Origin of the sequence: Paenibacillus sp. S02, assembly GCF_019454065.1 — a bacterium.
Lineage (GTDB): Bacteria > Bacillota > Bacilli > Paenibacillales > Paenibacillaceae > Paenibacillus > Paenibacillus polymyxa_B.
On record NZ_CP073682.1, the window covers coordinates 221,975 to 245,634 of the forward strand.

Below are 23,660 nucleotides of genomic sequence, written 5' to 3' on the forward strand. Positions count from 1 at the left end.
CTGACTCATGGTTCATGATCACGAAGTCTGAACGCTCAAAGCTTTTACGCATTAAAAAAAAAGACCTACTCGCCACCGCGGGCAGGTCTTTTTTTGTATTATTGATGTGTATGAGAATTTATAACTTTGCAAAGGCTTAATGGCTGAGTGACTTGTATAACTGTTGTTATCTACTGGAAGCTGTGGTAGAATAAAAATAGTGTTTTGCGTTAATTTCCGGCTATTTATAACATGATATGTACATGTTTTCATAAAAGAGGCTGTGTTGTTTTGCAAAACAGATGTATAAGCTCAGGAGGTGGGATTTTTCATGGAAATCTTTTTGAAAGTGCTGCTCGTTGTGTTCTCGATTGCTGTTATTGCGGTTGTTTTACTGCAAAAGGGGAAAAGCGCAGGTTTGTCCGGTGCCATCTCTGGCGGTGCTGAGCATCTGTTCGGCAAGACTAAAGCTCGCGGTATGGATTTGATTTTACAACGCGCAACTGCTATTTTGGGTGCGGGTTTCATGATCGTTTCTGTTTTAGTTGCATTTTTTGCAAAATAAGATAAATATGTACCTAAGCCTTCGTTTCGCGGGAAACGGGGGCTTTTTTTAGATTTTGGACAGGCAGGGATGCCGTCGATTAAATTCGTGTATACTAGGGTATGAGTATATTAAGAGCCTTGTATCAGGAACAAGGACATGCGGATTTATTACTGAAAATTAAAGGTCACCCGAGGTGGACAATATTATGATAACAGAGCAACAACTACTCGATTTTATGCGCGAGACTGCATACAAACCCATGACTTACCAGGAGCTGGAGCAGCACTTTGATATTAAGGATGCGGAAGATTTCCGTGAATTTCTTAAGCTCTTGAATGCCTTGGAGGAAGAGGGGAAAATCCTGCTGACCAGCACAAACCGTTATGGCGTGCCGGAACGGATGGATTTGCAGCGTGGGCGTTTGCAGGCTCATGCCAAGGGATTTGCCTTTCTAATTCCAGAGGACCGGGAGCACCCGGATGTATATATTCATGCCAACGACTTAAAGAGTGCGATGAATGGAGATACGGTACTGGTAAGAGTGTCCTCGAAGGGACCTGCGGGCGGTCGATTAGAAGGTGAAGTTGTACGGATCGTGAAGCGCGCAGTGCTTCAAGTAGTAGGCGTGTTTCAGAGCCACGAAGCATATGGTTTCGTTTTGCCGGATGATAAGCGTATTAACCGGGATATTTTCATTCCAAAAACAAGCTTCAATGGAGCTGTAAACGGTCAAAAGGTCGTTGTGCGTATTGTGAGCTATCCAGAAGGACGAGCAGCGGCGGAAGGCGAAGTGTTGGAAGTTTTGGGTCATAAGGATGATCCGGGCGTCGACATTTTGTCAGTTATTCGCAAGCATCAGCTTCCGGAAGCTTTTCCAGATGAAGTGACAGAGGAAGCGGAGAAGGCTCCTGATGCGATTACGGAAGAAGAGATTGTACGTCAGGGACGGCGCGACCTGCGTGATAAGATCATTGTTACCATTGATGGCGAGGATGCCAAAGACCTGGATGATGCTGTAAATGTAGAGCGCTTGCCGAACGGAAACTACCGTCTGGGCGTTCATATTGCCGACGTAGGGTATTATGTGCGTGAGAACTCTAAGCTGGATCAGGAGGCATATAACCGCGGTTGTAGCGTGTATTTGGTTGATCGTGTCATTCCTATGCTTCCACATCGTCTTTCGAACGGAATATGTTCTTTGAATCCACAGGTGGATCGACTGGCTTTATCCTGTGAGATGGAATTCAATGAGCATATGAAGGTTGTAAAGCATGATATTTTCACCAGTGTGATTAAAACGAAGGAACGGATGACGTACACTAACGTTCGCAAAATCCTCAAAGAGGAAGATGCTGAACTGATGGAACGGTACAAAGATCTCGTTGATGTATTCGGCACGATGAAGGAATTGGCATTGAAGCTGCGTGCTAATCGAATGCGCCGAGGTGCGGTTGATTTTGATTTTGATGAAGCTAAAGTGATTGTGGATAATGAAGGAAAAGCTGTAGATATTGTGAAGAGAGAGCGTACGATAGCTGAACAAATTATTGAAGAGTTTATGTTGGCAGCCAATGAAACGGTAGCCGAACATTTCCATTGGCTCAAAGTACCTTTCTTGTACCGGATTCATGAGGACCCAGATCCGGAGAAGCTGCAAAACTTTATGGCTTTCGCAGCTAATTTTGGGCATCAGATCAAAGGTAGAGGAAATTCCATTCATCCGCGTGCACTGCAAACGTTGCTGGAAGATATTCAGGGTACGAAGGAGCAAACCGTGCTTAGCACGATGATGCTGCGTTCGATGAAGCAGGCAAAGTATGATGCGGAAACGACAGGACATTTTGGGCTAGCAGCGGAGTACTACTCTCATTTTACATCGCCGATTCGTCGTTACCCTGACTTGGTGATTCACCGTGTCATTCGTGAGGTATTGGAGAATGGCGGGGCTTTAACAGCCGAGCGTCAGGAATATTTGACTGCACGTATGCCTGATATTGCGCAGCAATCTTCCGAGCGTGAACGTGTGGCTGTGGATGCAGAACGTGATACAGAGCAGATGAAAAAGGCTGAATACATGCTGGATAAGGTCGGCGAGGAATTCGAGGGGATTATCAGCAGTGTAACCAGCTTTGGGATGTTCATTGAGCTGGACAATACAGTGGAGGGTCTGACGCGTCTGAGTGCGCTTACGGACGACTATTATCACTTTGACGAGCAGCATATGGCGTTGATTGGCGAACGCACTTCCAAGGTGTTCCGCATTGGGGATGAGGTTAAGGTTCGCGTCGCGCGCGTGAATATGGAAGATTACACAATTGACTTTGAACTTGTCGACATGAAGCAACGGCAACGCCGTGAACGGACGGGCGGTTCAGGACAGGGCGGAGGTTTTGCGCGTGGCGGTGAGGGCCGAGGTAAAGGCAAGCCCCATGAAGGGCGCGACCGTAAGGGTGGCAAGGACAAGACTGGCAAAGAGCGTAAAGGCGGTCGTGATGCTGCCGGGAAGCCTAAAGAAGCCGGTACAGGCGTAGGTGGCGGAGGTATTAGCACCGCAGGTCGTTCAGGGCGCGGCGGAGCTGGAGCCGGCTCAGCTAGCAGCTTCGGCTTTGGCAGTGGCAAGGGCGGGTATAACTCGCCAGCATCCGGGGCAAGCAAGCGACGGAAGAAGACGTCTGCCAGCGGTATTTTCATCGGCGGAGCAGCTACACCAGGTAGTGATGCCAGACCAAACGGTGAAGGCGCAGCACGTCGCAAGCGGAAGAATAAGGGCGGAAGTGGCGGCAATAGCACCGCGGGCTTTGTGCGGAAAAAGAAGAAGTAGGTAGCTAGAGCTTACTTACTTTGAAGGCTGGAGCTTTCATTGCAGTGTATGAAGCTGATTTGAAGCATAGGTATACGGGCGGTTTCTGTCTGCTGTATTGGATGGAAGCCGCTTGGTTTTAAGTGTGATATAGGTGCAGTTAGAAATGTAGAAGGCTTGACCTTTCTTGCTTTTACCATCTGAAATTTGTTACAATATATTTCTAGGTGGCTCTTTGTAGCCGGATTTTGATGCCTGGATTTCAAGAGTGAATTACGTTATTCATAAGGAGTGGTATTCATGGGTAAGAAGGCAGACGGGAAAGTGCTCGCCCAGAACAAAAAAGCTTCCCATGACTATTTTATTGAGGACACTTACGAGGCGGGCATGGTGCTAACGGGAACAGAAATTAAGTCTCTACGGAATGGTCGCTCTAATATAAGTGATGCATTTGCTACGATCCGTAATGGCGAAATTCATATTCACAATATGCATATCAGTCCTTTTGAGCAAGGTAATCGTAATAATCCTACTGATCCGACGCGTACGCGTAAGCTACTGTTGCATAAAGAACAGATTCGCAAACTTATCGGATTGTCCAAACAGGAAGGCTACACGATTGTTCCGTTAAAGATTTATGTTCGCAATGGTTATGCCAAGCTTTTGCTCGGACTGGGTAGAGGTAAAAAACAGTATGATAAACGTGATGCTGCCGCTAAACGCGATGCACAGCGTGATATCCAACGCGCTTTGCGTGAGAAGCAGAAAATTGCGAGATAAGTTACTGTATTATTGGTTATGGTACAAATTACGTGGAGAAGTTACTTGTTCCTGTAATGGTGCTATTTTATAAGGCTTAAATGGCTTCATTTCGTTCCGTAATGAGCTGTAATATGGTATACTAACGGAGTAGTCAGTTTTAAAGCTTTTAACTTTGTTCGAGTGTTGAATCTTAGAATTCAGCTTTTGATATTATGCATGCTTATGCTCCGGTATTTCCGGATTTATCCGTGGAGCCCTTTTATAATAAGGGGGCGTTTATGGATTCGACGGGGATAGTTCGAGCATGGGTAGCGGGTAGTGGGGACGCGTCCGCTTCATCAACGCTAAAGCCTATTAAACGGCAAACAACAAAACAACTACGCTTTCGCAGCCTAAGAAACTGTGTGCGTGCTTCTACCCAGCATCGTCCATGTGACTGGGATAGGGGCTAACAAATAGTGGAATACGCTGTCTCATCTCCGCCTGCGGTGAGCTGAAGAAGATAATCAGGCTGACCCGAAGGGAATCCGGTGACAGGGAGTTTCTAGGGTGACATCAAAACTGTCACTACACCCGTAGAAGCTTATGTGTCGTTATCTTCGGACAGGGGTTCGACTCCCCTCGCCTCCATTTGAGTAGGACAAGAAAGCCATCAGCCAGTGATTCTGGTTGGTGGCTTTTTATTATGGCTCTAGTAATTGAGTTGAAGAGGTTTTACACAACTTGTAGCTTAAAGGTGTCTCTAAGTGTTCTGGCTGCTTTTTCTTTCACCTTTAGAAGCAACTCAAGCGTTCATCTTCTTTTCTTTTTCGAAAAAGTATTGACACGGATAGAAAAGTATTATATCTTTATATCAAGATAAATAAATTAAAGATAAAACAATCAGAAAATTTTGAATAGGGAGGTATACACATGCTTATAATTTTAGAAAGAATTAATCAGCTTGCAAAAAAAGCGAAAGAAGTTGGGTTGATTGAAATCGAAAAAACAGAACAAACGGAACTTCGCAAAGAATACCTTCAAATCTTTCGGGGTTCTGTACAAAGCATTCTCTTGAATGCTACGATCTATGATCCGAATGGAGATAATGTTACTCCTGAAAAACTAAAAAAAGACCAGGCTCAAATCGCTAAACAATGAATTTAATTTTATCTAATATCTCTAATTTAATAATCTTAAAATATATATAATATGGAGGATGATTTTTATGTTGGCAAGTGGATTGTTACTGATACGTTTGGTGGTTGGATTGTTATTGGTGGGGCACGGAGCACAGAAACTTTTTGGCTGGTTTGGTGGCTATGGTCCAAAAGGTACTGGCGGTTGGATGGAATCCATCGGCATTAAGCCCGGAGTATTCATGGCAGTGTCTGCTGGGTTGATGGAATTGTTGGGAGGAGCTCTATTTGCTTTAGGACTGCTCATTCCACTGGCTGCATTGTTGATTACGGTGACTATGCTCGGAGCGATTTTCAAAGTACATGGCCAAAACGGGATCTGGGCAACGGCTAACGGCTATGAATATCCACTAGTTCTTATTGCAGTCGCAATTGGTATTGCGTTGACAGGAGCAGGTTCATATTCTATCGACGCATTACTTAGATAAAACATGATGTTTAGGTCATTAAAGTCATCAACAACAAAAAATAAAGGTTCCTACGATTAAAGGAGGGTTTCATATGTCACTGCAAACTACAGGTATCCATCATATTACAGCTTTTGCCGGTAATCCGCAGGAAAATGTCGACTTCTATGCCGGCGTCCTGGGGCTTCGGTTAGTGAAGAAAACAATCAACTTCGATGCTCCTGAGGTTTACCACTTGTACTTTGGTAACGAGGCAGGAAGTCCTGGAACGATCATTACATTTTTCCCTGCACCAGGAACTCCCAAAGGACGAATCGGAGGTGGCCAGGTGGGCATAACCTCGTATGTGGTACCCCCTGGTTCACTTGATTTTTGGCAGCATCGTTTGGAAAGCTTTGATATTCAAGTTACGAAAACGAGCCGTTTTTCTGAACAATATCTTCAATTCGAGGATAATGAGGGTTTACGCCTTGAACTTGTCGAACGTGAAGAGGGAGCGAATAGTACTTGGTCTTACGGTGGCATTTCGGCTGATAAAGCAATTAAGGGGTTTGGAGGTGCTGTGCTATTTAGTGTCAACCCACAGAAAACGATGGATGCATTGGAGAGCATACTCGGATTTACAAAAACCGCTGAAGACGCTGAATATGCCCGTTATCAGTCCGTAGGAGAAATCGGCAACATCGTGGATGTTCCGCTTGCCAAAATGAGTTTAGGATTTGGTGGAGCAGGCACGGTACATCACATTGCATGGCGTGCAAAAGATTTCGAACAACATGAAGAATGGAGAAGCGCAGTCCAGCATTATGGCTATCAGCCGACTCCAATCATAGACCGCCAATATTTTAATGCGATATATTTCAGAGAAGCGGGCGGCATACTATTTGAAATTGCTACAGATCCACCGGGATTTGCTAATAATGAACCTGCTGAATCTTTGGGGCAGAAATTAATGCTGCCAGAGTGGTATGAACCGCAGCGGGCTCAAATTGAGGCGAATCTGCATCCTATTGAAGTGAGAACATTAACTAGAAAACAACAGTAAACGAAACGGCAGCTGTTTTGCCCCCAGAGGAAAAGGTGAAGCCATGTTGATGGGAACTGCCAGGTTTAGAAAAACGGTACATGACTGAATATAAACATGACAAGATGAATATCAACAGGATTAAACCCACTTTGACAAAATTGGTCATAGTGGGTTTTCATTATGCACTTGGTATGGACTTATAACATAGGGATGAAAGTCTGATCACGCTAGGCAGGGGGGATGTATATTTAATCGCTATTTTTCAACGCATCTAATTTTCGAGTGCTCCAGATGAACCTCTCCCCAATCATACATACTGCGCAATATGGGGACGAAATTTGCTCCGTGAGCTGTTAGCGAGTATTCAACCCGGGGAGGGATTTCTCTGAATATTTCGCGATGCACAAATCCGTCTTCTTCTAATTCTCTTAGCTGCTTGGTTAACATCGCTTGTGTGGTATCAGGAAAGGCGCGTTTAATTTCACCAAATCTTCGGGTACCACGGGACAGAAACCATAAAATCACTATTTTCCATTTTCCGCCAATGATTTTCTGAACCTTTGTTAAGGGGCAATCTGTAAAATAATTCGGATTTTCACTCATTTGTTCCATCTCCTCATCGTTTGTATTCCAGAAAGTCCTATGAAATCAATTAGTATGATTTTTGATAGTATATACTATAAATATGCCTACTTGTTGTTTAGATACCATTGGCTTAACATTACATTAGCATTAAAGCTTTGACAAGCCATATGAAAATATTCTGGGGGCGAAGAAGATGAACATTAATATTCTATATGGTCACCCTTATGCTAAGAGCTTTAACAAAGCGATTTTGGAGCAGGTGATCGCTCATTTAAACGTACGAGGGGCGAATGTTAAGGTAAAAGACTTAATTCAAATGTCATTTAATCCGACGGCAGGCTTAAAGGATTTAGAGGCTAAGGTCACTAACGTATTGCCAGAGGAGATAGTAAAAGAACAGGAGGATTTATTGTGGGCAGATGCCTTGATTATTATTTCACCGGTATGGTGGGGTGGATTTCCCGCTGTTATTAAAGGATATATAGATAGAGTGTTCACAACAGGACTCGTACGTTCTTCTGATGGTGTATATGGGCTTGGGGGCAAGAGAGCCTACTCGATTTTTACAACAGGATCTTCAGAAGACTATATTCGTATATCACGTCAGAAAGATATGCTCTACGCGGCGAACGATAATTTGTTTGGGTTCGCCAAGTTTTCGGATGCTGAGATTAAGCTTCTTTACTCGGTGCCGCGTGTAACCTTGGAGGAACGAAAAGCAATGCTGCTGGATATCAATCGATTTGTCGATCGTATTTTTGATATGAGACCGGGAGAGGGAGGCAGTACGAGGGGTAGCCTTTCTCTTCAAGCTTTGGAGCATGATTTGGCTAGCCATTAAGAATACGTAAACTGGAGAACGTTTCTTTGGAAAAATGAAGAACACCCTTATGGGTGTTCTTTCGTTTGGACATATGGACATATTACACTGTGCTAAGTTATAAGCTTGTTACTGCTAAAGATATAACCTTTTGGATGGTTCTCTTACTGAATACCGCAGACGGTTTAAGACGTCAGTTGCCGGTTTGTAAATTGCCTTAGCCACCACGTCAGGAGATTTCCCGGTGTTTCCCGTATCCTCTAGTCGACAAGATATGAATGCTCCTCCAATCTTTAGAAATGACCAAATTCCACGCATTACCGTGTAATATTTTGCTTGATAGCCTTCATTTTCTCCTCAGTAAAGACTCCTGAATCCAGCAGGTCTAGAATGGAGAGCACGCTGCCGCGAGAACCCCAGCTGCCTTCTTCAATGACCTGGAAGGATACCCACCAAGTTGGGGATGGTTCCGGTACACCAAGTACTTTAGTCAAACTGCCAAGAATATTCTCAAGCACTTTTTTGCGAACGTCGTTAGGCCAGTCACCATCCATCACCAGAACATTGACAGTAATTACATCACGTTCTGGCTGATCCGACAGCAATTGCCCGCCAATTGCCATGTAATCTATTGGACGTTCGGTGAAATGGACCTGAAACCCTTCTCTTGCTGGCGGACAATATTGACCTACCTCTGGAACGAGAACTGCATCCGTCAAACCTTCTGCCAAAAGACGGCGCTGTTCAAGCGTTATGCGGCCTGCGGGATAATTTACACTGATCATGGTCATGGTCTGATATCTCCTTATTAAGATTTAACCAAGCGATGTCTTGGAATTCTTTATGATATCTGTATCCAAGGCTTCAGCTTGGCAAGCTCATTGGTATTTTGTTGATATCGTTAATATAGAACGGTTATAAACCCCTGTCAACACTAATTATTATAATAATATATATTTAAATAATATATAGAGAGATGTGAAGCTAGTTTAAATGGGCTATAATTATGTCTAGTCTAATGAAAGCATGACATACTACGGAGATTTGCTAGAGGTAACAGGAGGCATAATATATAATGGCGAGACAGTCAGGAAAAACCAATACAATGTTTGCGGTATTAGGCATTCTGAGTCTGGGTCCTCATACCGGTTATGATATAAAGCAACATATGGAGCAAAGCACTAGTTACTTTTGGAATGAGAACTATGGTCAGATCTATCCCAGCCTGGCAGAGCTACTGGATCGAAAAGATATTGCAGTCGAGGTTATTCGACAGAAAGGAAAGCCTGACAAGAAACTCTACAGCATTACCGATCAGGGAAGGCAGACGTTGTCAGACTGGCTTTCTCAGCCCATGGAGCATGTGGTGATGCTTAAAAAAAATGAGCTGCTGTTGAGGGTGTTTTTTGGCGGGAATTCTTCGCCTGAAATGATTATAAAGCACATACAGGAGTACAAAGAAAAGCTAGTGGAAAGCTTGCATATTTTTGAAGAACTTGAACGTTGGCTTATCAACGTAGAGCATAAAGACCATAATCACAAATATTGGATGATCACAATGAGCTATGGTAAGAGTCAGTTTAGCAGTTTAATTAGCTGGTGCGATGATAGCATTAAAATATTGAGTTCTTAGCAGTTGGTAAAATTCATATGTAATGAATAATCAGAAAGCATGCTGGACTATCAGAGGAATAGTAAACTAGTAACGACAATTCTTGTCGTTATCTCCTGACATGGCGACTCCTCCTCCATAAAGCTGCTTGCCAAGTTGGGCTCGCACCTTTATGGAGGAGTTTTTTTATCCCGTAAGGAGGATGCAATACACACGATTTTGTACGCTGTAAATGAGTAACTATTATTCCACCAGCTTTTCAGACTTCACCAGCATTTCTCGTAACACGTGAGCGACTCGACTTTTCCGGTTCGCTGCTTTCTTTTTTATCAAGTGTAATGATTTTTTGTATGCATGAGTATGGCTTTGATCGTAGAACTGTTTGGCTGCAATGCGTAGTGTTCTTCTTAATAACAGTGCTGATGAGCGTGTTAACCTAGAGCGGAATCCCCTGCGCAATACCCGCAACGTATTTTTGTAGGTCTCAAAATCCTCGGATGGAGGGATAAGGGCAAATAAATTTAACGAGGAGTCATTGAATCCGTAAGTTTCATACATGATTCTCAGATTTTCTGTATTTAAAACGTTACCTCTAAGATAGGTTGGATGTTCCTGATGATATCCGACCACCTCTTTGATGCAATAAAAAGGGATCTTCAAGCGATGCAGTCTATAGCCAAGGTCCCAGTCTTCGAGTCCATACAGCACAAACCGTTCATTAAAACCTCCAATACGAATCAAGTGACTGCGTCTGATGGCTACACAACGAGTAACCAGCAGCATCCAGGGAGCGACATCCGTTGTGGCAAATTGTTTCTGCGTATTGGGGGGGACTCTTGTGGGACTAACTACTTTAGACAGTGCACCCGTTTGGTGAAGGATATCTTCTGGGGTTATGATCGGAGTAATTTCGTTCGCTGCTTCATAGTCAGCATTCCATAAGTTGGACTGCGTAAGTATGTTGCGACATTGTTCTTTTTCTTCAGGAGAAAAGTCAGGGTAATAATGGGTAAAAGCATCGTCCCATGAGTGAGGAATGCCTGAGAGCACGGACTTGGGATATTTACGGTGATAACGGCTCACGATCCTAATGAATTCCGGTAATACTACAAAGTCAGCGTCGCAGAAGATGATGTATAGCCCTTTTGCACGGCGCAGTCCCAAATTTCGAACGGCAGATCGACCGCGTTGTTCCTGATGTGACACATAGATAAGAGGATAGGATGCTTTGAAGCCTTCGACCATTTCTTTCGTTCCGTCTGTAGAACCGTCATCAGCTACAATTACTTCGAATAGTTGCTTTGGATAGGTTTGTGTCTCAAATGAAGCGAGTGTTAGCAACAATTGCTGGGCTCGATTATAGGTTGGAATGATGACGCTGTAGCGGATAGCCAATATGATCTCCCCCCCACCATTCTTATTAGAAAACGTTTGAACAAGATAAATAATAACAATGTATTCAAGGATTTTAGCCTGGTCTAGTCAAACATCCCTCAAGGTTCGAAACAGGCTTGGTCTTATTACTGATGCTAAGGTGGGGGTTCTGTAATTTCTGCTGTTTTGCGGGTACGTTCAGTGGTGTTATATATGTGTAATCATGGTATTATGCATAGAGATGTAAAGTAAAAGCGACGGCGCTTCCTATCCGCTGAAAGCCCGCTCAGCCAACAGAAACAAACATGAGATGAAATGGGCAAGTTATGGTAAACTATATAGAGTTATAGAAGACCTGAAAGAGGAGTACTATATGACACAATTTGTCTATAAGCAAATTATTGACGATCTCAAGATGAAAATCTTTGCGGGAAAGTTTGCAGATATGAGATTGCCAGATGAACGTAGTCTTAGTGAGACTTACCAGGTTAGTCGTAGTTCAATTAAACGTGCTCTGACTAAAATGGAGAATGTCGGAATTATTTTCAAAAAACAAGGTTCCGGGACATTTATAAATCCATTATACATAAGAAATGAATCTATCTTTAACTACGAAGGCTCTAATCTAGGGGTCACTGATAATTTTCAAATGCATGGTAAAAAGCCAAAAATCAAAGTATTGAGTTTTGAGGTCATTCCGCCAACAGAAGAATTACAGCGCGATTTGTTCTTGGAGACTCATGATTTTGTATACAAAATTGTCCGCTTACGTCTGTTTGATGATGATCCTTTTATGATTGAAACAGGCTATATCCCCATTAAAATTGTCCAAAATTTAAATCAGACAATTATCGAGGGGTCCATTTTTAATTATTTGGAAGACTCGCGGAACTTGGCCGTCACCAAATCTTTTTTATCCATTTTTGCAGAACCGTCTCAAGAGAATGATCAAAAGCTACTACATTTAAATGAAAATGAGCCTGTAGGTATTATGGAAGGTGTCTTCTTTTTAGATAACGGTACGCCATTTGAGTTTTCTCATATGCGATTTCATTACAAATATTTGAAATTTAATACCTTTGTATCGGTTCACTAATGATAAGACTGGAGAATTCTCCGGTCTTTTTTTTATGGTTTTGAAAAAAGGATTGGAGCCTGCGATTGCCTCGTTTATTACAAATTTTATTGGTTTATACTTCTATATATTTTAATGTAAGAGCTTTTTTACTGTCTTTTTAATTTATATTTCATAGTATGTTCAAAATTTCACAAAATTGGACCGTATCACTTGTGAAAAAGGTTGAATTTAATTGGCGTAGCGTTATGATGTACATGTAGATGAAATTTTCGGAAATAAATTACAAACAAAACTACTTAGGGAGTGGACACAATGTCATTATCACCCGTGTTAGCAGATTATTCATCTAAAACATATTTGGAAAAACTTGATGCATATTGGCGTGCAACGAACTACATTTCGGTAGGTCAGCTTTATTTAAAAGATAATCCTTTGTTGAGAGAGCCTTTAAAAGATTCAGATGTGAAGGTTAAGCCTATTGGACACTGGGGCACAATTCCGGGTCAAAACTTTATTTATGCACATCTAAATCGTGTTATTAATAAATATGATTTGAGCATGCTTTATATTGAAGGTCCTGGTCACGGCGGCCAGGTTATGGTTTCAAATTCTTATCTGGATGGAAGCTACACTGAAATCTATCCGCAAATTACGCAAGATATCCCAGGTATGAAGAAATTGTTCAAACAATTCTCTTTCCCTGGCGGTATTGCTTCACATGCTGCTCCTGAAACACCTGGATCTATCCATGAAGGTGGAGAATTAGGCTACTCCCTTTCTCATGGTGTAGGTGCCATTTTGGATAATCCTGATCTGATTTCGGCTGTTGTTATTGGTGATGGCGAAGCTGAAACGGGCCCATTAGCCGCTTCGTGGTTCTCTAACAGATTTATCAATCCCATCACAGATGGTGCAGTGCTACCAATCTTGCACTTGAATGGCTTTAAGATTAGTAACCCAACGATTATGTCTCGTCAATCGAAAGAAGAATTGACCTCATACTTTAAAGGTTTGGGTTGGGAACCGTTCTTTGTTGAAGGTGAAAATCCGGATCACATGCATCCAGAAATGGCGAAAGTATTGGATACGGCCATCGAGAAGATTGAAGCTATTCAGAAGAATGCGCGTGAAAATAATGACCTTACTCGTCCGGCGTGGCCGATGATTGTATTCCGTTCACCTAAGGGCTGGACAGGTCCGAAGGAATGGGACAACGTACCGAATGAAAATTCATTCCGTGCCCATCAGGTTCCAATTCCAGTTGATCAAAAAAATATGCAACACGCACCTGCTTTGTTAGAATGGCTGAATAGCTACAGACCAGAGGAATTGTTCGACGAAAACGGTCGTTTAAACTCTGAGCTTGCTGAAATTCTGCCTACAGGCGATAAACGTATGGGAATGAACCCTGTTGCGAATGCGGGTAACCTCATTAAAGACTTGAAGTTACCGGATTTCCGTAACTATGCGCTGGATAATTCCGTACCTGGTAAAGTGATTGCGCAAGATATGTCGGTTTTAGGGAAATACGTTAAAGATGTGGTTCTCTTAAATGAAGAAAATCGTAATTTCAGAATCTTCGGACCGGATGAAACGATGTCTAACCGCTTGGCTCCTGTTTTTGAAGTAACCAAACGCCAATGGATGGACCAAATTATTGAACCTAATGATGAATTCTTATCATCCTATGGTCGCGTAATTGATTCTCAATTATCCGAACACCAAGCTGAAGGATTGCTGGAGGGTTATGTATTAACAGGTCGTCATGGTTTCTTTGCAAGTTACGAAGCCTTCCTGCGTGTGGTTGACTCGATGATCACCCAACACTTTAAGTGGCTGCGTAAAGCAACGGATCAAGGATGGCGTGCAGATATCCCATCATTGAATGTCGTAGCAACCTCAACGGTGTTCCAACAGGATCATAATGGGTATACACACCAAGATCCAGGTTTGTTAGGTCATTTGGCTGATAAAAAACCAGAATTTATTCGGGAGTATCTTCCAGCTGATGCCAATTCATTGTTGGCTGTTTTCGACACCATTTTAAACGACCGTCAAAAGATCAATTTGATTGTTTCGTCTAAACACCCACGTCCACAATGGTTTACTGCTGATGAAGCGAAAGAATTGGTGGATAAAGGGTTGAAGATTATTGACTGGGCAAGTACAGATCAAGGTGGAGAACCTGACCTTGTCATTGCTTCTGCTGGTACAGAGCCAACTATTGAAAGCTTAGCTGCGATTTCCATTTTGCATGAAAAACTGCCTGACTTGAAGATTCGGTACATCAACGTGGTAGATTTGCTGAAACTGAGAAGTCAAAAACTAGACCCGCGTGGATTATCCGACGCCGAGTTTGATCATTTTTTCACAAAAGACAAGCCAGTTGTTTTCGCTTTCCATGGTTACGAAGGTCTGATCAAAGATCTGTTCTTTGATCGTCACAATCATAACTTGCATGTACATGGTTACCGTGAGAATGGCGATATTACGACACCATTTGATATGCGTGTATTGAATCAAATGGATCGTTTTGACTTAGTGAAGGAAGCTGTTCTCAACTTACCTGACGCTGAGAAGTACACCAACATTGTGGATGAAATGGATGCTACGGTTAAGAAACATCATCAATTCATTCGCGAAGAGGGCATTGACTTGCCAGAGGTAGAGAACTGGGTATGGAAAGGCTTGAAATAAAAATACAGATACTTCAACTTTGTGTTGGACAACCAAGCAATCAAGCATGAAGTGGAATATATGATTTGGTAGTGGTACAAGTGCCTGACCCCTTGACTTCAAGTATGATTTCAATGGGGATCAGGCGCTTTTTGATTTAGCACACAGAGAACTTGGTAGGGAAGTTACGAGCTAGTGGGTATATACATATATAGGGAACGGAATGGATTTCTATATTTTGCCGGAGCTTTGAAGAGGTGTTATGTTATATGAGAATAGTAAAGGAGGCTGTTAATATGAACCATCAAATTCCGGAGAAGGTATTGAATGATGGGACTAAAGTGCCCGTCATTGGATTTGGGACTGCTGGATTGAAAGGTGCAGATGGAGTCAAGGCAATTACCGGCGCGATTGATGCAGGTTACCGTCTGATCGACACAGCGTTCAACTATGAAAATGAGGGTGCTGTTGGGAAAGCGGTCCGGCAGAGCTCTGTGCCCAGAGAAGAATTGTTGATTTGCTCCAAACTACCGGGTCGCCGACATGCTTACCAAGAAGCCATTGTAACGATCGAAGAGTCATTATATAGAGGAGGTCTGGACTATTATGATCTGTATCTGATCCATTGGCCGAATCCCCAAATTGATCGATATGTTGAAGCCTGGCAGGCGTTGATTGAGGCGAAGAAAAGGGGCTATATTCGTTCCATCGGGGTCTGCAATTTTCTGCCCGAGCATAATGAACGTTTAATTCGGGAAACAGGTGTCACGCCGAGCTTAAATCAAGTTGAATTGCATCCATTATTTAATCAGGAGCATCAGCGTGCAAAAGATGCTGAACAAGGCATCGTGACGGAATCGTGGAGCCCCTTGGGTCGCGGTCACAGCATGCTGGAGAATGAAGAGATTGGGGAAATCGCTGCTGCTCATGGTAAAACGACTACACAAGCGATTTTACGTTGGCATATCCAACTTGGAGCAATCCCGATCCCTAAGGCCTCTTCTTTAAAACACCAAACGGAGAATCTGGATATTTTCGATTTTGAGTTGTCTTCAGAGGAAATGAACGTGATTTCGGCATTTAGCAGTGAGGATGGACGGATATGGGGTCAGGACCCCAAGTCCTATGAAGAACTATAATCAGGAACAATAAATAGAAGGGTTCAAAAATCTGTCGAGGGTTTTTGGACCCTTTGCTTTTATAATAAAACGAACACACATCCGAAAGTGATCAGTGGGTCAGTATATAGAGCTATGATGAACATTTTTTACCGGATTTGATGTATGATATGGTGGAATGTAGTCCTTTCGAAGGAGGTCATCATGGGAATTTTGTCGAGGTTTAGGGATATTATGAAAATGAATATTAACGCCTTAGTGGATAAGGTGGGAGACCCGGAGAGAACCATTGACGATTATATGCGGAATTTAAACAGTGATCTAGGCAAGGTGAAAGCGGAGACGGCCTCAGTGTTGGCTGATGAGAGAAGGGCAAAAAGAGCACTGGATGAATGCAAAGCCGAAATCAAAAAGTTCCAGCATTATGCCAGTAAGTCTGTGGAAGCTGGTAATGAAGAGGAAGCTCGAAAGTTTTTGGAGAGAAAAGGTTTGCAGGCGGAGAAATTGGAACAATTACAAACGTCCTATGATGTAGCTTCGACAAACGCCGTAAATATGAAACAAATGCAGGAGAAGTTGGTGTCCGATATGGGGCAACTAGAAGCGCGGAGCGCTGAACTTAAAGGGAAGATGGCGGTTGCCAAAGCACAGCAAACCTTGAATTCTATAGGTAACAAGAATTCTGCTTTCGAAGTTATGGAAGAACAGGTGAACAGAGCGTATGATGAAGCGATGGCTATAGCCGAGCTTCGGGCAGGAACGAAGGACGATCTGGATGCTTTATAAGGAATCATAACAGTATCTACATGAAGAGGTGAGCAGATGCCGGTTATCGAATACAAATGCCCCAACTGCGGCAGCGGCATGGTTTTTGACGGTGAGACAGGGACGTTATCCTGTCATAGTTGCGGAAGAGAAGACAATATCGAATCTATTCCTGATCCTCTGATAAATCGTATTTTTTCAGAAGATGAGGCCCATGAGTATCATTGTAATAACTGCGGAGCAGTGATTATGACCGAAGTGGAGACGAGTGCAACGGTGTGCAGCTTTTGTGGTTCTGCCGTGGTTCTCGGGGATCGACTGACTGGAAAGCTGGCTCCAGCGCAGGTTATTCCTTTTTCCATCAGTAAGGAAGAAGCCATAGCTGCTTTCAAAAAATGGTGCAAGAATGGCCGTCTGACGCCGAACCGGTTCATGATAGCAGACCGAATCAAGGGAATAACCGGGATGTATGTGCCCTTCTGGTTATATGAATTACATAATAAAATTGAGGTTCAAGGTGAAGGTACCCAAGTGAGAACCTATACGAGCGGAGACTACGAATATACGGAAACAAAGCATTTTGATGTATATCGGAAAATCCGTTTGAATTATGTAAAGGTTCCGATTGATGCTGCGGAGAAAATGAACGATGAGCTGATGGATAAATTGGAGCCTTTTCCATACGATCAGCTAAAACCCTTTAAAACGCCATATCTAGCAGGTTATATTGCGGAGAAGTACAGTTATAACGAAGAAGAGCTTTTCCCGCGAGTTAAAGAAAAAGTGAAGGAATATATTGATGCTTATATTCATTCTACGGTGTCAGAGTATACGGCCGTGAGTTATGCGGAAAAGCAAATTGATACTACATTAAAACAAGCGGATTATGTCCTGCTCCCGGTGTGGGTCATACACTATGACTATAATCAATTGGAACATACGTTTGCTATGAACGGACAGACGGGCAAGGTAGTCGGTAAGCCTCCGATTAGCAAGTTCAAAGTGACGGCTTGGTTTGCAGGCATTTTCGGCATTACTCTCTTTTCATTGAGGTTAATCACTTGGTTGATGATGGGAGGGGAATTCTATTGAAAAGACATAGAGCCATTATAGCCGTCTTGTTGTTCTTTGCTGTTTTTCTGGCGCTTCCTATGGAAATGAAGGGCGAACCAGCAACGACAGAAATGAAGCCATTGATTTATGATGAAGCGGGTCTGCTCAATCAGGAAGAGTATGATGTGTTGAACGCTATGGCTAATCAATACGGAGCGGAAAGAGAAACGGACATTATTATTTATACTACCCTCAATCCCGACAATATGGATGTTATGAAAATGACGCAGGATTTTTATGATGACCATGGTCCGGGGTATGACAGATCTCATGGGAACGCGGTCATTTTAACGATGGATATGAGAAATAGAGAGGTGTACTTGGCCGGATTTTATAAGGCAGAACGGTATCTGGATGATGACAGGCTTACTAAAATACGCCATGAGATTAGCCCGGATTTGACGAACGGCAACTATGGGCTGGCATTTCAAAAGTATATTCTAAGCGCGCACAAATATTTGGCAATCCGTCCAGGGGTGAATCCAGACAGTATATTTTTTAAAGGCTGGCTTCATTTGGCGGTTGCCCTGGGATTGGCGGCAATTATCGTGGGCAAAATGGTTTCCAATTCTGGCGGTCGGGTTACGGTAAATCGGCAGACCTACGAGGATGCGAACGCTTCAGGAGTTCTGGAGCATCGAGATCAGTATCTTCACACAACGACAACGAAACGGAAGATTGAAAAGAGCAGCAGTAGCAGCAGCTCTGGCGGTGGTGGAGGGACTACCAGCGGCGGTCATTCGCATAGCGGCAGCAGAGGATCATTTTAACTGAGGATTTTGCAAAATCCTAAACGGAAGGGATGGATACAGTATGGGGTTCTTCAGAAATCAATTTGCAAATGTTGTAGAGTGGGAAGAATTTAGGGATGATATGATTTTCTGGAAGTGGAGCAACCGTGAAATTAAAAAAGGCAGTAAATTAATCATCCGCTCCGGTCAAGATGCGATTTTTGTAAATAACGGCAAAATAGAGGGTATTTTTGAGAATGAAGGGTCGTATAACATGGACTCTGACATTATTCCATTTCTATCCACACTAAAAGGGTTTAAATTTGGTTTTAACAGTGGCATGAGGGTAGAGGTCTTATTCGTTAATACGAAGGAGTTTACTGTCAAATGGGGGACGCAGAATCCAGTGCTGATCCCGACGCCCCAGCTGCCAGGTGGTATGCCGATTCGTGCTAATGGTACATTTAATTTTAAAGTGAACGATTATGTTACGCTCATCGATAAGATTGCCGGAGTGAAGGACAGTTATCTAGTTGAGGATGTGAAAATACGGATTACTTCGGTGTTGGATCAGTTATTGATGAAGTGGATCAGCAGAGAAGGAAAGGACATGTTCAATCTGCAGGCGAATGCTTCTGACATTTCAAAAGGTATTCAAGAAGATCTGGATATGCAAGTGATGGACAACGGTATGATGATTACTGGCTTTCATGTGATGAGCTTCAATTATCCTCAAGAAATCCAAGATATGATTACGAAGACAGCCTCTCATGAAATGATCGGTAATCTGCAAAAGTACCAACAAGTGACGATGACGGACGGGATTGCATCGGGTAATGTAAAAGGCGGCGGTGCTGCTTCAGATATGGCGAGTATGATGATGGGGATGAATATAGCAAATGAAATGATGAAAAATTTGAACCCGAACCCAAAGCCTTCGGCTGAGACTCAGCCTACACCTGCTGCCCCCTCTCCATCTGGAGACGGTAATAAGCCCAATTTCTGTCCGAATTGCGGTACAAAAAACGAAGGAGCTAACTTCTGTCCGAATTGTGGACAAAAATTGAACGGATAACATAGCTACGGCCCAACTTCTTTATTTCAGAAAAGCTCCGACTGGGTCAAGTAATCCTGTAAGCCAAAAGGCAGTTATCGCAGAGTATCTTCTGTGATGGCTGCTTTTTTATGTAGTTCGTTCAAGTATTTTCTTCATAAATCCGATTTATTGGATTGAAAAAGGTACTCAGGATAAGGTACTATAGCTATATAGTATGTATTTATATTAACTAATTAGTTATTACATTAATAAACTATAGGTATAGGAGCAACGATGATGACCAAATTCCAAGATCAAATCATTGCGCGTTACAAGTTTGATGATGCAGAGAACGTCGGCAAAGATAGCTCAGGGCAAGGTAACGATGGGGTTGCTTCAGGCACAGTAACACCTGCGATTTCCCATGCTACCGGTAGAGCAGCTTTGACGCTTGAGGGAGGCCCCAACGGTACATCGTATATCCAGCTTCCTTCCGATTTATTCAAAGATGTAAGCGATAACACCGGTGTGACGGTTACTGCTTGGGTCAACTTCGGCAGATTCACAGATATGTGGGAACGTGTTTTTGACTTTGGTAAAGCCCATACAGGACCCTATATGTTCATGACACGGAATCTGCGCGGAACCCTTTTCACCGAGGCGGATTTATCCGTAGACCCGGGAAGAGGCTTTGTCAGGGATGAGTGGATGCACATAGCCCTGTCTGTGATCGGCACGGAAGGCGGCACATTAAGCAGTGCCGGTCCGGTGATATATGTCAATGGTGAAGTGGTAGCGGATGGTTCCATCAGCCAAACTTCCAGCGGTAACTATGCCAAGCTGCGTAAATGGTTCGAAACGTTTACAGACTCGTCCAACTACAGCAACAATTTTATCGGTCGCTCCCAGCATGCGGCGGATGTAGACTTTGCCGGCTCCGTTTCAGACTTTAGAATTTATAAAGCAGGCTTGTCGGCAGATGAAGTCATTGAGGTCATGTGCGATTCGTTGACAGATGAAGAGATCGTGAAGCTTGCTAGAGATAAATATTTGTCCTTTCCAACGACGATTGTGACCAAGGACTTATCTCTGCCAACCGTTCTGATGGGCGGAAGAGTAGAAGTGACCTGGAAATCCAGCCAACCTAGTATACTCTCTGACAATGGGCAGGTGCAGGCGATAACCTCTGCACAAGGGGTTACCGTCACAGCTTTGTTAACGAAGGGCTTAAGCCAGATTGAAGAAAGCTTTGAAGTGTCCGTTCTTCCTGAACAGCTGCCTCCGTACACGCTGACCATTCATGGAAATAAGGAAGTACTGGATGTCAGCGAAGTGATGTACGGCTTATTCTATGAAGATATCAATAACGCGGCAGATGGCGGGATTTATGCAGAACTCGTTCAGAATCGCTCTTTTGAATCTTTCGAGTTCGATACGTATTCCCATGCTTCCGGTGAATGCGGCTGCTCTACAGGACGGAACCGCAACCCGTTGTTCGCCTGGTCTGGTGATACGGACAAGATGACTCCACAACATAGCGGTGGATTAAATGAGTTTTTAGGCGCAAAAGACAAAGAAGTGAACTCTTATTATGTGACGGTAGCGGATGGTGCAACGATTCGGAACAAGGGCTTTTCCGACTCTAACCAGAATTGTGCCATGTCCATCCAAGAGGGCGCCAAGTATGAGTTTACCATCTGGGCGAAGGCCGATTCAGCGGGCGCAATCACACTGCAACTGCAAGACTCGAATGAAAAGGCTATTAGTAATTCGGTTACGATACAGGTGGAAGGCGGCAACACGTGGAAGAAGTACGGCGTCGATTCCAAACTTGTGCTGACAGGCTCAGCTACGGTTCTCGGGCAGCTGGCGCTTACATTTGAAGGGGACATTTCGGTTGATATGGTTTCTTTATTCCCACAAGATGTATGGGGCGCAGGAGAGGAAGCGCAATCCCCATCGGCACATGCTAACTTCCAGGGAAATCCTAACTACCGACTGAGAAAAGATCTGGTGAACGCACTGGTTGGCATGCATCCGAAGTTTTTGCGGTTTCCAGGTGGTTGTATTTCCGAGGGTTCGTTTATATGGGAAAACGTATACGATTGGAAGGAATCGATTGGGGATATCGAGCTGCGCAAGGAAAACTTTAATGTATGGGGCTATATGATGACCATGGGCCTTGGTTATATGGAGTATTTCCAGTTGGCAGAAGACCTGAATGCAGCTCCGCTTCCGGTTATGGCCTGTGGCGTTCTCTGTCAAGCCCGTTCCGATTACGCTCATCCGGCTGGAGGCGCATTAAGAGAATACTACATTAAGAACTTTACGGATCTGATCGACTTTGCGATTAGTGTGGATTTTGAACATAATGAATGGGCTGCTATGCGTAAAAAAATGGGCCATGCAGCTCCGTTCGATCTGCGTTATTTGGGTGTGGGTAACGAGAACTGGGGCACAGAGTTCTTTGCCAACTTTGAAGTGTTCAAAACGTCGATTGATGAGTACATGGAGAAAAACTATCCGGGTTATGAGCTGCATATCATTTCCACGGTTGGCGCTCAAGCAGACGACGATGCATATCAACAGGGCTGGAAGTTCCTGAGCGGTAATATGAAGGGCTCGGCTAAGGTTGCTTTTGCAGATGGTAACCAGGTGACGGAAGAAACGGTAACCTGGTATGAGAAGCAAAAAGACTATATGGACACCATTGCAGACGAGCACTACTATCGTTCTAACGAGTACCTGCTGAATAACGTGGACCGCTATAACTACTACTACAGAGCTTATAACGCGGACGGCAGTATAAATTGGAAAGCGACATCAAAGGTTTTTGTCGGGGAGTACGCCTCAACGGATAAAAATACATTAGCAGGCGCTGTAGCAGAGGCAGCGGTGATGACGGGCTTCGAAAATAATGCCGATGTCGTTCGGTTGGCTGCCTATGCACCGCTGTTTAACAAGGTGCTGACAGATGGAACCTACAGATGGACGCCAGACTGCATCTGGTTCGATGACGAAACAGTGTGGTTTACGCCGAACTACTATGTACAGCAAATGTATGCTAAATATTTGGGGAATAAAGTATTGAGCACTTCTTTCTCTACTTACAAAAACGGCAAGCCAACGGATCTCATTCCTCAGGGTGGAATTGAAATCGCGACAGGCAACGCCGAAGTTATGATTAAGCGTGTGACCGTTACTTCCAACCAGGACGGCAGTGTGCTACTGGATCAAGACTTTACCCAGGAATTGAATTCGGCTTGGCAGGTCATTCCCGGTTCCGTGGGCTCTACAGTGGAGGAAGGCAAGGGGCTTGTGCTCAAAGCTCAGGATAGCGGTCTGAATGGTCTGTACATCTTGAACGACAGCTGGAGCAATTACAAGGTAGAGGTGGTCGCTTCCCGCATTTCCGGCACGGACGGTTTTTACGTGGGTGCGGGTCTCACGGATATTTCTGCGGAGAAAAAGGACGTTGTCGAATACGCGATCGGCTATGACGGCAAGGCTACCGGCGTAAAGGTTTACAAGCAAGGTGTGGAAGGCTACACAATGGGTGACTACTCTTCCAGTACAGCGGCAGGTAACTTGAGAGCAGCTAGCTATGAAGAGTTGGCTGACAACACGGACTACACCATAACAGTGAACTACGGCGGTGAAACGGGCAACAATCTGATTTGCTCATACACCGACGGCGAGACAACCAGCAAAGTGCTGGACTACAAGCTGGAGGCTTACAACAGAGACGTGTTCAACTCGGTAACCCAAGATGCTGAGCATGTATACGTGAAGCTGGTGAATGCCGACAACGTGGATAAGGTAACACAGCTGAATCTACAAGATTTGAATGTTGAGTCCATCGCTAAGCTGATTACACTAACCGGCGATTCCTCGCTTGTTCATGTACCTAACGTGAACAAGAAGAATGATGAGAAGGTAGTGCCTACCGAACAACAGATCACGCTTCATTCGGATTCTGTCCTCTTAGACTTACCGGCCAACTCGGTAAATGTGCTGGTGCTGGATCTTAAACCTTTTCTCGCTTAAAAACA

19 protein-coding genes and 1 other RNA gene are annotated in these 23,660 nt (G+C 43.8%); 17 read left to right on the plus strand and 3 right to left on the minus strand.

The features are described from left to right. Positions 1–310: 310 nt before the first annotated feature. The 7 genes from secG to KAI36_RS01020 all read left to right on the plus strand — a co-directional run bounded on the left by secG (position 311) and on the right by KAI36_RS01020 (position 6,718). Positions 311–544, plus strand: a complete 234-nt coding sequence (gene secG, locus KAI36_RS00990) for a preprotein translocase subunit SecG (RefSeq protein WP_025722930.1) — start codon at positions 311–313, stop codon at positions 542–544. A 187-nt stretch (positions 545–731) separates the two neighbouring features. Then, entirely contained in the window at positions 732–3,347 is a 2,616-nt protein-coding gene (gene rnr, locus KAI36_RS00995) for a ribonuclease R (protein ID WP_220026632.1), read from the plus strand. A 279-nt stretch (positions 3,348–3,626) separates the two neighbouring features. Beyond that, on the plus strand, positions 3,627–4,106 hold the full coding sequence (smpB, locus tag KAI36_RS01000) for an SsrA-binding protein SmpB (protein ID WP_013308270.1): 480 nt from the start codon (positions 3,627–3,629) through the stop codon (positions 4,104–4,106). 250 nt (positions 4,107–4,356) lie between these two features. Next, positions 4,357–4,721: a transfer-messenger RNA gene (ssrA, locus tag KAI36_RS01005) on the plus strand. A 279-nt stretch (positions 4,722–5,000) separates the two neighbouring features. Beyond that, the gene (locus KAI36_RS01010; RefSeq protein WP_220026634.1) at positions 5,001–5,228 is read left to right on the plus strand and encodes a DUF896 domain-containing protein; all 228 of its coding nucleotides are present in this window, start codon (positions 5,001–5,003) and stop codon (positions 5,226–5,228) included. 67 nt (positions 5,229–5,295) lie between these two features. After that, positions 5,296–5,694: a DoxX family protein gene (locus KAI36_RS01015; RefSeq protein ID WP_220026635.1), complete on the plus strand. Its 399-nt coding sequence runs from the start codon at positions 5,296–5,298 to the stop codon at positions 5,692–5,694. A gap of 73 nt (positions 5,695–5,767) precedes the next feature. Then, positions 5,768–6,718 carry a ring-cleaving dioxygenase gene (locus KAI36_RS01020; RefSeq protein ID WP_220026637.1) on the plus strand — a complete coding sequence of 317 codons (951 nt, stop codon included), beginning with the start codon at positions 5,768–5,770 and terminating at the stop codon, positions 6,716–6,718. A gap of 237 nt (positions 6,719–6,955) precedes the next feature. Here the strand turns inward: KAI36_RS01020 and KAI36_RS01025 are convergent, their stop codons facing one another. Further along, positions 6,956–7,303 (minus strand): winged helix-turn-helix transcriptional regulator, encoded by a 348-nt coding sequence (locus KAI36_RS01025; protein WP_220026639.1) that lies wholly within the window; start codon positions 7,301–7,303, stop codon positions 6,956–6,958. A 175-nt stretch (positions 7,304–7,478) separates the two neighbouring features. Here KAI36_RS01025 and KAI36_RS01030 point away from each other — a divergent pair, with 175 nt between their 5' ends. Beyond that, positions 7,479–8,126 (plus strand): NAD(P)H-dependent oxidoreductase, encoded by a 648-nt coding sequence (locus KAI36_RS01030; protein ID WP_220026641.1) that lies wholly within the window; start codon positions 7,479–7,481, stop codon positions 8,124–8,126. Positions 8,127–8,422: 296 nt separating this feature from the next. Here KAI36_RS01030 and KAI36_RS01035 read toward each other — a convergent pair whose 3' ends face one another. Next, positions 8,423–8,896: a tautomerase family protein gene (locus KAI36_RS01035; RefSeq protein ID WP_220026644.1), complete on the minus strand. Its 474-nt coding sequence runs from the start codon at positions 8,894–8,896 to the stop codon at positions 8,423–8,425. Positions 8,897–9,180: 284 nt separating this feature from the next. Here KAI36_RS01035 and KAI36_RS01040 point away from each other — a divergent pair, with 284 nt between their 5' ends. Then, positions 9,181–9,738, plus strand: coding sequence for a PadR family transcriptional regulator (locus tag KAI36_RS01040; RefSeq protein ID WP_220026645.1), 558 nt, complete (start codon positions 9,181–9,183; stop codon positions 9,736–9,738). A 222-nt stretch (positions 9,739–9,960) separates the two neighbouring features. On the opposite strand, the gene KAI36_RS01045 is transcribed toward KAI36_RS01040, so the two are convergent. Further along, positions 9,961–11,112 carry a glycosyltransferase family 2 protein gene (locus KAI36_RS01045; protein WP_220026647.1) on the minus strand — a complete coding sequence of 384 codons (1,152 nt, stop codon included), beginning with the start codon at positions 11,110–11,112 and terminating at the stop codon, positions 9,961–9,963. 352 nt (positions 11,113–11,464) lie between these two features. Between KAI36_RS01045 and KAI36_RS01050 the strand changes: the two genes are divergently transcribed. The 8 genes from KAI36_RS01050 (at position 11,465) to KAI36_RS01085 (ending at position 23,655) form a co-directional block, all read left to right on the plus strand. Continuing rightward, the gene (locus KAI36_RS01050; protein WP_023986502.1) at positions 11,465–12,187 is read left to right on the plus strand and encodes a GntR family transcriptional regulator; all 723 of its coding nucleotides are present in this window, start codon (positions 11,465–11,467) and stop codon (positions 12,185–12,187) included. Between the two features lie 294 nt (positions 12,188–12,481). Further along, positions 12,482–14,866, plus strand: coding sequence for a phosphoketolase family protein (locus KAI36_RS01055; protein WP_220026648.1), 2,385 nt, complete (start codon positions 12,482–12,484; stop codon positions 14,864–14,866). Positions 14,867–15,141: 275 nt separating this feature from the next. Then, positions 15,142–15,984 (plus strand): aldo/keto reductase, encoded by an 843-nt coding sequence (locus tag KAI36_RS01060; protein WP_220026650.1) that lies wholly within the window; start codon positions 15,142–15,144, stop codon positions 15,982–15,984. A 183-nt stretch (positions 15,985–16,167) separates the two neighbouring features. Further along, positions 16,168–16,749 (plus strand): PspA/IM30 family protein, encoded by a 582-nt coding sequence (locus KAI36_RS01065; RefSeq protein WP_220026652.1) that lies wholly within the window; start codon positions 16,168–16,170, stop codon positions 16,747–16,749. Positions 16,750–16,785: 36 nt separating this feature from the next. Then, positions 16,786–17,820 (plus strand): TFIIB-type zinc ribbon-containing protein, encoded by a 1,035-nt coding sequence (locus KAI36_RS01070; RefSeq protein WP_220026653.1) that lies wholly within the window; start codon positions 16,786–16,788, stop codon positions 17,818–17,820. Beyond that, positions 17,817–18,611: a TPM domain-containing protein gene (locus KAI36_RS01075; RefSeq protein WP_220026655.1), complete on the plus strand. Its 795-nt coding sequence runs from the start codon at positions 17,817–17,819 to the stop codon at positions 18,609–18,611. The genes KAI36_RS01070 and KAI36_RS01075 overlap by 4 nt, the downstream gene beginning before the upstream one ends. 43 nt (positions 18,612–18,654) lie before the next feature. Then, positions 18,655–19,647, plus strand: a complete 993-nt coding sequence (locus KAI36_RS01080) for an SPFH domain-containing protein (RefSeq protein ID WP_220026656.1) — start codon at positions 18,655–18,657, stop codon at positions 19,645–19,647. A gap of 258 nt (positions 19,648–19,905) precedes the next feature. After that, positions 19,906–23,655, plus strand: a complete 3,750-nt coding sequence (locus KAI36_RS01085) for an alpha-L-arabinofuranosidase C-terminal domain-containing protein (RefSeq protein WP_220028018.1) — start codon at positions 19,906–19,908, stop codon at positions 23,653–23,655. Positions 23,656–23,660: the final 5 nt, after the last annotated feature.